This is a genomic window from Solwaraspora sp. WMMA2065 (genome assembly GCF_030345075.1).
Taxonomy (GTDB): Bacteria; Actinomycetota; Actinomycetes; order Mycobacteriales; family Micromonosporaceae; genus Micromonospora_E.
This window is the reverse complement of record NZ_CP128361.1, coordinates 4,413,391-4,427,507: the sequence shown is the minus strand read 5'-3', so window position 1 is coordinate 4,427,507 and position 14,117 is coordinate 4,413,391. Positions and strand designations below refer to the sequence as shown.

Below are 14,117 nucleotides of genomic sequence, written 5' to 3'. Positions count from 1 at the left end.
CGCACGCTGCCCGGCAGCCGGTCAGCGAGTGCGGCAGCGGCCCCGAGGGCTCACCGCCGCGACTGGTCTGCCTCGGTCCGGGCAGTGGATGTCGGCGGGTGGAAATCGGCCAAGCCCGTGACGAGCAGCAGGTACGCGGTCAGTTCCAGCAGCGTGATGAGCGCCGTGACCGGGTACGGCGTCGACGGCGTGGACCCGATGGCGTAGGCGGCGGACCAGGCCAGCTGGTCGCCCGCGTGCAGGGGCAGCGGCACGGCCCGGATGGCCGCGTCCACATGGGGCAGCGCGGTGACGGCGAGCAGCGCCGCCCCGGCCGAGGCGAGCCACCGGCGGTGCCCGGCCAGCGCCGTGGCGAGCGCCAGCGCGGCCAACCCGAGCCCCAACGGCGGCAGCACCGCCAGGCTCACGGCGATCACCGAGCCGGCCAGGTCCGCTCCGGTCGAATGGTCGCGGTGGTTGATCGCCATGGTCAGCCAGCTGGCGATGATCCGGATCGCCGCGTACCCGGTGATCACCACGGCTGCCAGCGCTGTGGCGACTGCTGGCCGGCGCCGCCGGGGGTGGCGGTGCCACGCCGCGACCAGCACCGCCACTGCGGTCAGCGACGCCCAGCAGAGGGCGAGGCCCGCCTCGACGCCGGCGAATCGGTCGACGCCGGCGGTATCCGGCCGCAGCACCTGCCAGCCGTGGCCCTCGGCGCGGTCACCGGGCATCGTCCGGACGGCGTCCAGCATCAGGACGGCGAGCGCCGCCGGCACCGCCCAACGTGGCGTCGGCAGCCCGCTGGCCACGGCGTAGGCGACGAGCAGGCCGATCGCCAGCACCTCGGCGTAGCGCCAGGCCGGGCTGGCTGTCAAAACGCCAGCGACGTGGATCACGGCGCACCCGCCTGCGGCGGTCAGGAGAACCGGTCCGCGACGCACCGGGCGAATCTAGCTCGCCCCTCTGCCAGCGGTCGGATCGCTTACCAACGCTCCAGGCGGACATCGACGGAGCAGCACCGCTGGCCTTCGCTTGCCGGGCCAGCGGTCGGACGGGTATCAGGCTTCGAACCTGCCGGTCCTGATGTCCTGGACGAAGCCGGTCCACTGGGCCGGGGTGAAGGACAGCACCGGCCCAGCCTGGTCCTTGCTGTCACGCACCTGGGCGGCCTGGTCGACGTACCGTGCCTCCACGCAGGCACCGTTGCCGCCGCTGCGGCTGCTCGTGCGCCACTGGTTGTCGAGTGCCTTCATGGTGTCTCCCTATCCCGGAGGTCCTTGATCATCTCGGCCGATGCTGCGGGTGACAGGGCAGATGCCCGCAGGTCGTCGAAGACCTTGGCGCACCTCTGCACATCCTCACCTTCAGCGTAGAGGTCTCCGGTCAGCCCTTCGATGTAGACCACCCCCGGCCCCTCGTCGAAGCTGAGGATGTGGAAGCTCGACAGCATCGAGGCGTATGCACCCTCCCCGAACGGGATGACCTGAATGATCACGTTCCACCGGTCCTGGGCTTCGAGCAGCGCTGTCAGCTGGTTGGTCATGATCTCCGGTCCGCCGATCCGGCGGTGCAGCACTGCCTCGTCGATGACCGCGACCAGGCGGAGCTTCTCCTCGGTGAGCAGCTTCTGTCGCTCCACGCGGACCGCTACCCGTTCCTCTACGGCCTGCGGTGTGGGCTGCGATGCGTCAGCGACCGTGATCGCACGGGTGTAGTCGACGGTCTGCAGCAGGCCGGGCACCACGAGCGTCTCGAAGTTCTGGATCGTCGTGGCGGCGGACTCCAGTCCGATGTACTGCCGGTACGAGTTCGGCAGGTCTCCGTACTTCGCCCACCAGCCGCGTTGCTTGCCGCTCCGCGCCATCGACAGCAGGGTCTCGCGCAGCTCGGCGTCGGCCACGCCGTACAGGTCCAGTAGGGCGTTCAGCGCCGGACCCTTCAGCCCGACCCTGCCCTGCTCGATGCGGCGCAAGGTGCTTGCCGAGACTTCGATGGTGTCAGCTGCCTTCTCGGTGGTCACGTTGGCTTCCTCGCGTGCTCGGCGGAGCTGCACGCCGAGCTGGAACCGCACGAAGGTCGGGCTCGTCATGCCCACATTCTGCTCCTGACGCCTCGTTCTCGGCCATCCATATTTCGTCAATCCTAGATGGCTGCCAATCCTTGACTCCACAAAAGTGCGCGCGCAAAATGGACGCACGAGCCACATCGCGCAGATGCGAGGGAGCGGGCATGTCTCAACACGTCCCTATCAACCGGGGGCACTGGCCGAAGGAAGCCCAGTGAGCACGCACACTCCGGATCGTCCCCACTGGATGTGTGCGAAGTGCGGACTTCCATGGCCGTGCGACGCGCGCCGTCAGGAGCTCCTCGCCGAGTACACCGGCGCACGGGTGTCGCTGTCGGTCTACATGGCCACGTGCCTGATAGACGCCATGACCGATCTGCCGCTGCACAGGTCCGGGTACCTGTACTGGCGGTTCATTGGGTGGTGGCGCTGATGCTGTGTCGATCCCACAGGAGGGGATGTCGATGATGGAAGTGGGAGCGTTGTTCAGCGCGGCGCTGCTCGGCTTCTGCGCGGGGTTGTGGTCGTTCAAGGTCAAGTCCAGGTGGTGCCCGGACTGCGGGCGTACGACGTACCCGATGGCGGATCGGCCTGGTGAGTAGCCGGCTACTCGCCACACCGGAGCCGAAACCCGGCGACGTGCTGATCATCGGCCGGGAAGCCAGCGTCCAGTTCGCCGATGACCGCGCCATCCGACTCCGGGTCATCGCCGTCGACCGGAAGTGGACCTACGACGGGTGGATCTGGATCACCGGATACGTCATCGACCGCCACGGCAACGCAGCCGAACGGCGGGAGATATTCGTCCAGCGCCACGGACTCTACCGACTACCCCGGCGCACGGAAACCTGACCATCGACCAATTGATCAAGGGAGAGAAATGATCACCGAGATGCTACGTGACTGGTGGCTACGCTGGCTCGACTGGCGCTCCGGCCGGTCCACGGCGTCCAAGCGGCTGCACCACCTGCGACGCGAGTTGCGGCGACAGCGACAGACGGCATCTGCCCGCCACCGCCGATTCGACAGCAACCGGGGACACCACTGGTCCACGCAGGCCACCGAACTCGTCCCGACCCTGCGCCCGTTGATGACCTACGGCCAGCAACTCGGCTACCGGGTCGTCCTGCACGGCTCACCCTGACCGACGCACGCCCCGACACCCACCAAGCCGGGGTCACCTGCCCGCCCGGCCGGGATCACCAAGATCAGTTGAAGGTGAGATACCTTTCAGTCGGCGGGAAAGGTGTCTCACCTTCAACTCGTGGCGTCGGTGCCGGTCAGCCCGGCGGTGCCGGTGGCGTCGGTGATCCTCGAAGCCGGGGAAGAGGGGATCTGTGCCGTCGGCTCCGTACACCTCACTGTCGGACGTCCCCGATGTCGTCCTCGCAGAACTGTCGTGGGCACGCCATGGCGTGATCATGCTGGCCGTCGACGGGCTGTCAATGACGCGGCGCCGGCGGCAGGCTGGCGGACCGCCGAGCTGACCCGGTTGGCCAACGCGTTCCCGAGTACGTCGACGACCGCGTGGCTGACCGCGCCATGACCGGAGTCGGGCCAGCGCGGCACGGCGCAGCCGCCTGCGGCGGTCAGGAGAACCGGTCCGCGGCGCACCGGGCGAATCCAGCCCGACCCCGGCCGAACCCGTCCGCCGGCGGCATCCGTCGACGGTCTCCGACCGTAGGTGATCGGGTCGACCTCTGTGGATATTGACAGAAGTTTGTCAATTAGTAAACTTTCCTTCCTGAGAGCGCTCTCACGACTTGCTCACATCGACCTCTCGGAGGTATGCAGATGAACCGCAAGCTGGGTGCGCTGCTGGGCCTGACCCTGAGCGCCAGCCTGCTCGCCGTACCGCCACCGGCCGCCGCCGCGCCGACCGCCGGCACCTCCGGCCCCGCCACGAGCGCGCCGGCCGCCGCCACCGAGATCGCCGATCCGGCCGACTCCGCCGCAACCGCCGATATGGCCGCGCTGCCCGCCGGCCAGATCGCCGCGCTGCGCCGGGATCTCGACCTCACCCCGGACCAACTGGCCACCCGGCTCGCCGTCGAGGCGGCCGCCGTACCGATCGAACACCGCCTGCGCACCGAACTGGCCGACGCGTACGCCGGCACCTGGGTCGCCGACGACGGCCGTACCGTCGTCGTCGGGGTGACCGACCCGGCGCAGGCCGCCCGGGTCCGCGCAGCCGGTGCCGAGCCCCGGACCGTCACCCGCAGCCTCGCCGAGCTGGACCGGCTCGCCGCCGGACTCGACCGACAGGCCGCCAGCGCCGACACCGCCGTGCACTCCTGGTACGTCGACCCGGTCACCAACACGGTGACCATCGAGGCCGCCGACGTCGCGGCGGCGGCCGGCTTCGCCCGCGCCGCCGGGCTGCCCACCGCCGCCACATCGGTGGTACGCAGCGACGACGCCTACCGCCCGGTGTACGACATTCGGGGCGGCGACCAGTACGTGATCAACGACAGTGTGCTCTGCTCGGTCGGCTTCGCCGTCGCCGGTGGATTCGTCACCGCCGGCCACTGTGGCGGCGTCGGGGCCTCCACCGCCGGCAGCGGGGTCGCGCAGGGCACCTTCCGGGGGTCGTCGTTCCCCGGCGACGACCTGGCCTGGGTGCAGACCAACGCCAACTGGGTGCCCCGGCCCTGGGTGAACAACTACGGCGGCGGCACGGTCAACGTCACCGGCTCCCAGGAGGCGGCGGTCGGGGCCGCCGTCTGCCGGTCCGGCCGGACCACCGGCTGGCGGTGCGGCACCATCACCGCCAAGAATGTCACCGTCAACTACTCAGGCCAGCTCGTCTACGGACTGGTCTCCAGCAGCGCCTGTGCGCAGCCCGGTGACTCCGGCGGCTCGTTCCTCGCCGGCACCCAGGCGCAGGGCGTCACCTCCGGCGCCGGCGGCAACTGCAGCTCCGGCGGCACCACCGTCTACCAGCCGGTCAACGAGATCCTTTCCCGCTACAGGCTGTCGTTGACCACCACCGGCGGCGGTTCGACCAGCCGGATCATCGGGCTCGCCGACAAGTGCATCGACGTACCGAACTCCAACGGAGTCGACGGCCAGTACCTGCAGCTGTACCGGTGCAACGGCACCAACGCGCAGAACTGGACCTTCCCCGGCGACGGCACCATCCGGGCGCTGGGCCTGTGCATGGACGTCGCCTGGGGCTCGACCGCCAACGGCGCCGTGGTGCAGCTCGCGAACTGCAGTGGCAACCCGGCCCAGCAGTGGGTGCTCTCCGGCGCCGGTGACCTGGTAAACCCGCAGGCCAACAAGTGCGTCGACGTGGTCGACTGGAACACCGCCGACGGTGCCCGCCTGATCATCTACGAGTGCCACGGCGGCGCCAACCAGAAGTGGCGGCGCGGCTGACCGACCGAACCGCGGTGCTGATACCGGCGGCACCAGGTGCCCGTGATGCCGCCGGCATCACGGGCACCCTTCGTCGACAGGGCAGCCGGGTCGATCGTCCGAGTAGGCCGCAGATGTATCAGGATGAGGCGGAACCACGAGATGGGAAAGGGAATGGGGCGGTCAACCGAGACGCGGGGCGATCAGGTCGTCGATCGCGAGGTCCATCCGGGTGTACGGAACCGGGATGCGCTCACCGTGCCGGTACTCGACCCGCGTGCGGTACCCGGTTGCGACAGGACCGGTGTGTTCGTAGATCGCCTCCTGGGTGACCACCCAGTACACGGGGTAACCGGCCTGACCGTAGAGCCTGGCCTTGACGTTGAGGTCCTGGATCGCGGTCTCGTCGGCGACCTCGACCACGAGCAGCACGTCGGCGGCGTCCCAGACCGACAGCCGGGTCCCGACGGACCCGATCGGATCCGCGTCGGCTCGACGCACCCAGCAGTCCGGGTCGGGAAGCGACTCCCCGGTCGGCAGGGTCGCAGTCGTCACCCGCACCCCGGATCGTGGCAGCAGCGCCAGCAGTTGACCGACGGTGTCGCCGTGCCACGAACCGATCACCACTGGCCAGATCTCTCCTTCGACGAGCTCGACCCGGCGGTCGAAGGCACCCGCTTCAAAGGCGCGCACGAACTCGCTCCGACTCCATCGGTAGGCGAGTACGGGCTGGTTCATGGTTTCGAGCCTACCAACCAGTTCGTCCGCCCCGAGGCGGTCGGAAGGCTGCGGCGGCTTATGTTGGCAGGCGGGTGCGGTGCGCACTCGCGGCGGCCGATCACGGACACGTCGCCTACCTGCACGACGGCCGGCCGGTGTGAGCGCACCGGGCGGGAGAGAGGATCGAGACGTGGGGATCTACGACATTCCACTCACCACCCTGGCCGGGCAGCCCGGCTCGTTGGGGAACTTCGCCGGCAAGGCACTGTTGGTGGTCAACGTGGCGTCGAAGTGCGGGCTGACCCCGCAGTACGCCAGCCTGGAGCAGCTGCACGAGCGGTACACCGACCGGGGCTTCTCGGTGGTCGGCTTCCCGTGCAACCAGTTCGGCGGCCAGGAGCCGGGCAGCGCCGAGGAGATCCAGGAGTTCTGCTCGGCGACGTACGGGGTGACGTTCCCGATGTTCGCCAAGATCGAGGTCAACGGACCCGGCCGACACCCGGTCTACGCCGAGTTGACCGAAACCGCCGATGCCGACGGTACGGCCGGTGACATCCAGTGGAACTTCGAGAAGTTCCTGATTGCGCCGGACGGCCGGGTGGTCGGCCGGTTCCGGCCCCGGGTCGAGCCGACCGACGACGCGGTGGTCGCCGCGATCGAGGCACAACTGCCCGGCTAGGGCAGGACTGCCGCGTTGTACCGGCCGGCCCTGGGCTGGGGTCGGCCGGCCGTACGGTCACCGGGCCGGGGCGAATGCTAGGAATCCTCCTGGGACCTGCCGGCCGTACCGGACCTGCCGGCCGTACCGTCGGTCTGGTCCTCGCCGGCCAGCGCGGACCGCAACCGTTCCTTCTCGGACCGGCGGCGCTCGGCGGACTCGGCGATCTGCTGCGCCATCTCGTCCCGCCAGCCGCGCATCAGAAACCAGGACAGCGCGGCCGAGAAAATGACCGCGATCATAAGTTTCAGAAAAATGTTGATGTCGATCGGCCAGAGGGCCAGCACGACGACCACGAACAGCCCGATCCGGCCGAGCGTGTACTTCACCGCAGGGCTCATGCCTCTCCTCACCGGCCGTCCAGCCACCGGACGCCATGGAACCAGACCGCCGCGTACACCAGGGCGAAGACCGCCGCCCCGATTGCGCCGCCGGCCGTCGCCGGCAGCTCGGCCGCTATCCCGGCGGCGAGCAGCCCGGACGTGACCCCGACCCCGGTCGCGACGGCAGCGGCGACGAACCGGGCGGAGCCGCCGGCCCAGGCCCGGAAGTCGTCGGCGAACAGCCACGCCGGCAGGATCACCGCCAGCCAGCCGTTCGACTGGCCGAGTCGGCCGTCGCCGATCAGCGTGAACACGCCGTCGAACAGCAGCAGCACGACCAGTCCGATCACCAGTCCGGCGCCGACCACGCCGAGCAGATCCGGCAACGCGGCGACCCGACCTGCGGCGTCCCGGCGCGGGAGACTGTCGCTCTTCGATTCCGTCATGACCCCATGAGGGTACGCCTGAGCTTGTGCCGCACCCGGACCAGGTTTGCCAAGCCGGCATCCGGATAACCGGCCCAGGTGACTGCCGACCCCCGATGGCACGGGGCACCGAGGGTCGGCGCTGCCAGGTATGAACCGCTGGCCGCTGCGGTGGAGGTGTCCGGATGCACCCGCTGCACCTGAGCTACGCGCTGGTCGGCGTGCTCGCCGTACTGCTGGCCTTCTGGTCGAGCGCCATCCGCCGCGCGCCGGTCAGCGAACCGCTGCTCGCGTTGCTGCTCGGCATCCTGGTCGGCCCGGTGTCCGGGCTGATCGATCCGTCCGACCACGACACCACCGGCCTGCTCCGGGAGGCCAGCCGGATTCTGCTGGCCGTGTCGCTGATGGCGGTGGCGCTGCGGTTTCCCGCCACCGGATATCTGATGGTGGCCCGCCCGGTCGGGGTGCTGCTGACCCTGGGCATGGTCGGGATGGCGGTGGTCAGCGCCGGTCTGGCCTGGCTGCTGCTCGGCCTACCGGTCGCCCTGGCGGTGCTCCTCGGGGTCTGCCTGACCCCGACCGACCCGGTGCTGGCGTCGAGCGTCGTGTCCGGGACACCAGCCGAACGGGCACTGCCGGCCCGGCTGCGTCAGGTGATCAGCGGTGAGTCCGGGATCAACGACGGGCTCGCGTACCTGTTGGTCGCGCTGGCGTTGATCGCAGCCGCCGCCCGGCCGGCCGGCCAGCAGGCGGTCGAGGCGGCCTGGGGCGTCGGCGGGGCGGTTCTGGTCGGCGGGGCGGTCGGCTACCTGGCCGGTTGGGCGGTACGGGCCGCCGAGGCGCGGGAGCAGGTCGACCAGGGCTCGCTGCTGGTCTTCGCCGTGGTTCTCGGCGTGGCCGCCCTGGGCGTCGCCCGGGTCGCCGGTACCGACGCGATCCTCGCCGTGTTCGTCACCGGCCTGGCCTACAACCGGATGATCGGCCGCCGGTCCCGGGCGTCCGAGCAGCAACTCGACGACGCGCTCACCCGGTATCTCGTCCTGCCGGTGTTCTTCCTGCTGGGTCTGGTGGTCCCGTGGCGGCAGTGGCTGGAGCTCGGCTGGCCCGTCGTGGCGTTCCCGGTGGCCGTGCTACTGCTGCGCCGGCTGCCGGTGGTGCTGGCCCTGCGGCCGGCGCTGGGCATGTCGTGGCGGGACACCGTGTTTCTCGGCTGGTTCGGCCCGATCGGCGTGTCCGCCCTGTTCTACCTGACGTACAGCTACGCCGAGGGGGCGACGGATTCCCGGCTGTGGGCGGCCGGGACGCTGGTGATCGCGGCCAGCACCCTGGCGCACGGGGTGACCGCCACCGCCGGTCGCCGCTGGTACTCAGCGATGTCCCGTGGTGTCGGCGACCGGTGAGGCCGCCTGGCACCGTTGGATGTCCGGCCGGTGCTCGGGCCGGACCGCCGTGGTCAGGTCGGCGAGAATGCTGTCGATCAGCTCGATGACCCTCGGCTGGTCAGTGGCGGCCCGCCGGACGTCGGTGATCGAGGTGGCGAGGTGGCTGGCGAACGACTGCCGGCGGACGTGGACCCGGACCGTCCCGTCGTCGTCCTGGACGATCCGCGGTCGGTCCGGCCGGTCGGCCAGTCGGCGTAGCAGGTCGTGCGCCTCCTGCAGGGCGCGGACGGCGGTGGTGGCGTCGTTGATGCCGGGCGAGAGCGCCCGTTCGGCGATGTCGGCGAGCTGCCGTAGCCCGAAGCCGACGTCCTGGCCGGGTACCCGTTCGACGCCGACCTCGACGGCCTGCCCGGCCAGCGTCGCGTCAACCGGGCCCGGCGGGGCGTCACCGACGGCGTGCACGGCGACCAGTGGCATGCCGGCCACCACGAACTCGCCCGGGATCCGCTCGACCGTGAGAGCGCAGCCGTACCGGCGGGCGAGCCGCGCCAGCAGATTGACGTCGACCGCGACGACCACCCCGGTGGCCGGTGCGGCCAGCACGTCGACGATCGGGCCGTCCGGGGAACCGGTCGGATCGGTCGGCCGGGCCGCCCACCGGTCGATGCTGCGCCTGCTCTGCACCCCGATCGTCGCGATCATGTGCGAGACCCGCATCAGCGCGGTCATGTGGTGCAGGTAGTAGATGAACATCCCGGTGCTGCCCAGCACCAGGGCCATCGACACGGCCAGCGACAGCGCCGGCAGCCGGGCCTCGGCCCGGCCCGGTAGCGCGGCGAGGACCACCATCGCGAACAGGAACGTCGCGACGAACGTGCCCAGGGTGGCCTGGGTGACCCGGTCGCGCAGGAACGTCCGTAGCACCCGGGGTGAGTACTGGCTGGAAGCCAGCTGCACCGCGACCACCGTGATGGAGAAGACCAGCGCGGTGAACGAGATCATCGCGGTGATCACCGACGACAGCAGCGATCTCGCGCCGGCCGGCCCGCTCGGCAGGAAGCCGTCCAGTGGCAGTCGCAGCCGCAGGTCCAGGGCGGTGAGCAGGATCGCGCCGAGCACCGCGCCGGTCGCGAACGCCGCCGGTACCGCCCAGAAACTGCCCCACACGCCACGGAGGCGGGACAGCATGCCGCGCGGCTGACTCACCGCAGCGTCCTACCCACGCCAGGGCGGGTCGACACCTGCCGGCCGGATCAGGCCGGTCCGGGCCGCTCGAAGGCGTTGCCGTTCCGGCTCGCCAAGGCCCAGATCTGCGGCGGCCTCGCTCAGGCCCAGATCTGCTGCGGCTCGGCCCGCCGGTCGGCCAGCGCCGGCGGCCGGTCGTACTCGCGTACCACCTGGTAGCGGGTGTCCCGCTCGACCGGCTGGAAGCCGGCGTCCCAGATCAGGTGCAGCAGGTCCTCTCGGTGCATGGTGTTCGGCGTGCCGTAGGAGTCCGCGTCGTGGGTGATCTTGTACTCGACCACCGACCCGTCCAGGTCGTCGACGCCGAAGTTGAGCGACAACTGCGCCACGGACAGCCCGTGCATCACCCAGAAACACTTGACGTGCGGCACGTTGTCGAACAGCAGCCGGGACACCGCGAAGGTCTTCAACGACTCGGCCGGTGCCGCCATCGTGGTGCGCTCCTGGATCCGGTTTCGGATCTTGCCGTCCGCCGAGTCGACGAAGTCGTGCTGGTAGCGCAGCGGGATGAAGACGGTGAAACCGCCGGTCTCGTCCTGTAACTCGCGCAGCCGCAGCACGTGGTCCACCCGGTGCCGGGGCTCCTCGATGTGGCCGTAGAGCATCGTCGATGGCGTCCGCAGCCCCTTGCTGTGCGCCAGCCGGTGAATCCGTGACCAGTCCTCCCAGTGACAGGCGTGGTCGACGATGTGCTGGCGGACCTCCCAGTCGAAGATCTCCGCGCCGCCACCGGTCAGCGACTCCAGGCCGGCGTCCATCAGCTCGTCGAGGATTTCGTCCGCCGGCAGCCCGCTGATCTTCTCGAACCACTGCACCTCGGTCGCGGTGAACGCCTTGAGCTTGACGTTCGGCAGCGCCGCCTTGAGCTCGCGCAGCACCTTCGGGTAGTACCGCCAGGGCAGGGTCGGGTGCAGGCCGTTGACGATGTGCAGCTCGGTGAGCTGCTCGTCCTCCATCTCCTTGGCCTTACGGACGGCCTCGTCGATGCGCATCGTGTACGCGTCCTTCTCGCCCGGCTTGCGCTGGAACGAGCAGTACGCGCAGGAGGCACTGCACACGTTGGTCAGGTTGAGATGCCGGTTGACGTTGAACATCACCCGGTCGCCGTTGAGCTCGGTCCGCCGATGATGCGCCAGCCGGCCCAGCCAGGCCAGGTCGTCGCTGGCGTACAGGTCCACCCCGTCGGTGTGGTCCAGCCGCTCCCCGGCGTACACCTTCTCTTCGAGCTCACGCTTGCGACCAGCGTCCACGTCCGCCACGCCCCTTCCCGGCCGGCCACGCCGACGACCCGCCGTCGACGACCATCAGCCGTGATCCGCGTTCGAGCGTACGTCCCGGGACCGCCGGTCGGCTCCTCGCCCGGCGGCACAGCGACCTGCGTCATGCCCGGGTCGCCAACCTCTCAGCTTCTCGTTACCTCACGAATCATCGACATCAGCAGCCCCGTGCGGTAAGACCGATGTGGGACAGGCGACACCAGGCGGCGCGACTCGGTTCCGGCGCATCGGCACCGGACAAAATGCGCCGTACGGGGAGCGAGCGGGCATGGCACGAAGAAGCAGGGGCGCGGCAGTGGGCCAGCGGCACGGCGGAGCACGGCGGCAACGCCGGTTCGTGATGGTCGGCGCCGTTCCGGTCCGGCTGAGCCCGGCCCTGTGGGCCGGCCTGCTCGGTGCCGTCACCGCAGTCGCCCTCGCCTCCCCGGTGTACGCCCAGCCGGTGACCGTGCCGGACACCGGCAGCCGGCCGGTGCCCGCCGGCGGCCTGCAGTTGCCCGGCACCGGACCGACGACCGACGCGCCGGCCATCACCCCCACCCCGGTGGAGGGCCCGCTCGCCGCGCAGATCTACGCCGGTGAGACCGAGGTCGCGCTGCTCGGTCAGCAGATGCTCGAGCTCGAACAGGAGCAGACCGCGGCGGAGACCGCGCTGGCCGCCGCCGAGCAGTCGCTGCGCGAGGCGCGGACCGCACTGATCGAGGCGCAGCGGGACGCGGACAGCGCGGCGTCGTACGCGCTGAAGGACGCCGCCGCGATGCCGCCCGGCGAGTACCGCGGTGACCTGCACGGCCTCGGCGCCCTGTCCCGACTGCAGCGGGGCCAGCAGCCCGGCGTCGGCACCGACGCCGCCAACCGGGACGTCTCGCTCGCCGCAGCCGCCGAGCAGGAGGCGTATCAGACCTACACGGCGGCGCTGGCCCTGGTCGACGCGCTGCGCAGCGAGTTCGGTAGCACTGAGGGCACGTTCAAGCAGCGGGAGACCGCGCTGCTCGCCTTGAAGGAGCAGAACACCGAGCAGCTGGTGGCGATCGAACGCCAGCGGGAGGCCGCCGAGCAGGAAATCGGGCAGGGCATCGACGGGATCGACGGTGCCGCCGCCCATCCCCGTGCCGTCGCCGCCCTGGAGTTCGCCCTCAAGCAGCTCGGCAAGCCGTACCTGTGGGGGGCCGAAGGGCCGCATCGCTACGACTGTTCCGGCCTGATGTGGGCGGCGTACCGGTCGCCCGGTGCCGACTACTTCAGCTTGCCCCGGGTCGCCAAGGACCAGTACTACGCGACCCGGCACAACAAGGTGGACCGGTCGGCGCTGCTCCCCGGCGACCTGATCTTCTTCGCCTCCGGCTCCAGCTGGACGACGGTGCACCACGTCGGGATGTACGTCGGCAACGGCAAGATGGTGCACGCGCCGACCACCGGAGACGTGGTCAAGGTCTCCACCGTCTGGTGGTCCCGGTTCTACGCGGCGACCCGGGTGATCCGCGAGGTCGCACCGACTCCGACGCCCACCCCGACTCCGACGCCCACCCCGACTCCGACGCCCACCCCGTCACCGGACCCGACACCGGACCCCACGGATTCGCCGTCGCCCGATCCGTCCGACTCGCCGTCCCCTGACCCGTCGGATTCGCCGTCCCCTGACCCGTCGGATTCGCCGTCCCCTGACCCGTCGCCGTCGACCAGCCCGTCCACGCCCGGTCCGATGCCGACGCCGAGTGATCCGAGTCCATCGCCGACCGACCCCGGCTCCGGGACGCCGGATCCGGACGCGAGTGGCTCCGGGACGCCGACCAGTACCCCGAGCGGGTCGAGTTCCGCGTCGGCCGGCCCGAGCGCGTCGGCGACGTCGGCCGGCACGCCGAGCGCAGGCCCGCTGGAAGGCTGACCGTACGTCCTCCGGTCGGGCCGTTGCGCCCAGGACCGGACAGACGGCCACGGTCGGTACGCCGATACTCCGGCTGTGCCGAGGTGCATCGGTATGGCACGGTAAACCGGCGGACCCCTCACCGGCCGGAGGTGTTCCGGTGAGCTGGCACGGGAGGCAGTGATGGACGAAGCTCGGCCCTGGTCGTCGGTGGACCAGGTCGACGGTGGTCAGCGGCGGGTGCCCGACCAGGTCGACCGGTCAGGATCGGCGCCGCCACCGGCAGAGGAGTTGCCGGCTCCGTTCAGTCCACCGCCACCGCCGCCGGACGGGGCGCTGTGGGCGTCGCCGGTCGGCACCGGCTCCAGTGCCGACGTCCCGGTCGTGCCTGGTACGTCGTCGCCGGCCGAGCCGTCGGCTCCGACTTCGCCGGCGGCCGGACCGTCGGCTCCGACTTCGCCGGCTCCCGCGTCGCCGGCGTCCGCATGGTCGGCGTTTGCCTCGCCCTGGCAGCCGCCGGGCGCGACTAATCGGCCACCGGCCGACCAACTACCGGCCGACCATGTCGCGTCGGCGTCCGCACCCGCCGCGACCGAGCCACCCGCCGACCATGTCGCGTCGGCGTCCGCACCCGCCGCGACCGAGCCACCCGCCGCGGCGTCGTCGCCTCCGGCGGCCAGCGAAGAGGCTGCATCGGCCCGTGCCCGCGCCACGGTGGCCGGAGCGCAACAGGTCTCCGCCAGCGACGTCGGGGCG

Annotated in this window: 16 protein-coding genes; 7 read left to right on the top strand and 9 right to left on the bottom strand. The window is 70.7% G+C overall.

Annotated elements, in window-relative coordinates; translation table 11 throughout:
• Positions 1–50 precede the first annotated feature (50 nt).
• From O7610_RS20155 to O7610_RS20145, 3 genes are all read right to left on the bottom strand, one after another.
• Positions 51–857, bottom strand: a complete 807-nt coding sequence (locus O7610_RS20155; protein WP_281552205.1) for a hypothetical protein — start codon at positions 855–857, stop codon at positions 51–53.
• 183 nt (positions 858–1,040) lie between these two features.
• Entirely contained in the window at positions 1,041–1,235 is a 195-nt protein-coding gene (locus tag O7610_RS20150; RefSeq protein WP_278173156.1) for a DUF397 domain-containing protein, read from the bottom strand.
• Positions 1,232–2,071: a helix-turn-helix domain-containing protein gene (locus tag O7610_RS20145; protein WP_281552204.1), complete on the bottom strand. Its 840-nt coding sequence runs from the start codon at positions 2,069–2,071 to the stop codon at positions 1,232–1,234. The genes O7610_RS20150 and O7610_RS20145 overlap by 4 nt, the downstream gene beginning before the upstream one ends.
• 440 nt (positions 2,072–2,511) lie before the next feature.
• Here O7610_RS20145 and O7610_RS20135 point away from each other — a divergent pair, with 440 nt between their 5' ends.
• The 4 genes from O7610_RS20135 (at position 2,512) to O7610_RS20120 (ending at position 5,428) form a co-directional block, all read left to right on the top strand.
• On the top strand, positions 2,512–2,649 hold the full coding sequence (locus O7610_RS20135; protein ID WP_278173158.1) for a hypothetical protein: 138 nt from the start codon (positions 2,512–2,514) through the stop codon (positions 2,647–2,649).
• The gene (locus O7610_RS20130; RefSeq protein ID WP_281552203.1) at positions 2,642–2,899 is read left to right on the top strand and encodes a hypothetical protein; all 258 of its coding nucleotides are present in this window, start codon (positions 2,642–2,644) and stop codon (positions 2,897–2,899) included. The genes O7610_RS20135 and O7610_RS20130 overlap by 8 nt, the downstream gene beginning before the upstream one ends.
• A 28-nt stretch (positions 2,900–2,927) precedes the next feature.
• Positions 2,928–3,191: a hypothetical protein gene (locus tag O7610_RS20125; RefSeq protein WP_281552202.1), complete on the top strand. Its 264-nt coding sequence runs from the start codon at positions 2,928–2,930 to the stop codon at positions 3,189–3,191.
• 650 nt (positions 3,192–3,841) lie between these two features.
• A complete protein-coding gene (locus O7610_RS20120; RefSeq protein ID WP_289211530.1) occupies positions 3,842–5,428 on the top strand; it encodes a ricin-type beta-trefoil lectin domain protein in 1,587 nt (528 codons plus the stop codon).
• A gap of 162 nt (positions 5,429–5,590) precedes the next feature.
• Here the strand turns inward: O7610_RS20120 and O7610_RS20115 are convergent, their stop codons facing one another.
• The gene (locus O7610_RS20115) at positions 5,591–6,145 is read right to left on the bottom strand and encodes a Uma2 family endonuclease (protein WP_281552200.1); all 555 of its coding nucleotides are present in this window, start codon (positions 6,143–6,145) and stop codon (positions 5,591–5,593) included.
• Positions 6,146–6,317: 172 nt separating this feature from the next.
• On the opposite strand from O7610_RS20115, the gene O7610_RS20110 reads away from it, so the two are divergent.
• Positions 6,318–6,806, top strand: coding sequence for a glutathione peroxidase (locus tag O7610_RS20110; RefSeq protein WP_289211529.1), 489 nt, complete (start codon positions 6,318–6,320; stop codon positions 6,804–6,806).
• Between the two features lie 77 nt (positions 6,807–6,883).
• Here O7610_RS20110 and O7610_RS20105 read toward each other — a convergent pair whose 3' ends face one another.
• Both O7610_RS20105 and O7610_RS20100 read right to left on the bottom strand, forming a co-directional pair.
• Positions 6,884–7,186 (bottom strand): DUF4229 domain-containing protein, encoded by a 303-nt coding sequence (locus O7610_RS20105; RefSeq protein WP_289211528.1) that lies wholly within the window; start codon positions 7,184–7,186, stop codon positions 6,884–6,886.
• Between the two features lie 8 nt (positions 7,187–7,194).
• On the bottom strand, positions 7,195–7,614 hold the full coding sequence (locus O7610_RS20100) for a hypothetical protein (RefSeq protein WP_281552197.1): 420 nt from the start codon (positions 7,612–7,614) through the stop codon (positions 7,195–7,197).
• A gap of 164 nt (positions 7,615–7,778) precedes the next feature.
• Between O7610_RS20100 and O7610_RS20095 the strand changes: the two genes are divergently transcribed.
• A complete protein-coding gene (locus tag O7610_RS20095; protein WP_281552196.1) occupies positions 7,779–8,993 on the top strand; it encodes a cation:proton antiporter domain-containing protein in 1,215 nt (404 codons plus the stop codon).
• Here O7610_RS20095 and O7610_RS20090 read toward each other — a convergent pair.
• Positions 8,961–10,181, bottom strand: a complete 1,221-nt coding sequence (locus tag O7610_RS20090) for a DUF2254 domain-containing protein (RefSeq protein ID WP_289211527.1) — start codon at positions 10,179–10,181, stop codon at positions 8,961–8,963. The genes O7610_RS20095 and O7610_RS20090 overlap by 33 nt on opposite strands.
• 119 nt (positions 10,182–10,300) lie before the next feature.
• Positions 10,301–11,470 carry an aminofutalosine synthase MqnE gene (mqnE, locus tag O7610_RS20085; RefSeq protein ID WP_281555755.1) on the bottom strand — a complete coding sequence of 390 codons (1,170 nt, stop codon included), beginning with the start codon at positions 11,468–11,470 and terminating at the stop codon, positions 10,301–10,303.
• Between the two features lie 295 nt (positions 11,471–11,765).
• On the opposite strand from mqnE, the gene O7610_RS20080 reads away from it, so the two are divergent.
• Positions 11,766–13,382, top strand: coding sequence for a C40 family peptidase (locus tag O7610_RS20080; RefSeq protein ID WP_289211526.1), 1,617 nt, complete (start codon positions 11,766–11,768; stop codon positions 13,380–13,382).
• Between the two features lie 209 nt (positions 13,383–13,591).
• Here O7610_RS20080 and O7610_RS20075 read toward each other — a convergent pair whose 3' ends face one another.
• On the bottom strand, positions 13,592–14,074 hold the full coding sequence (locus O7610_RS20075) for a hypothetical protein (RefSeq protein WP_289211525.1): 483 nt from the start codon (positions 14,072–14,074) through the stop codon (positions 13,592–13,594).
• Between the last annotated feature and the right edge of the window lie 43 nt (positions 14,075–14,117).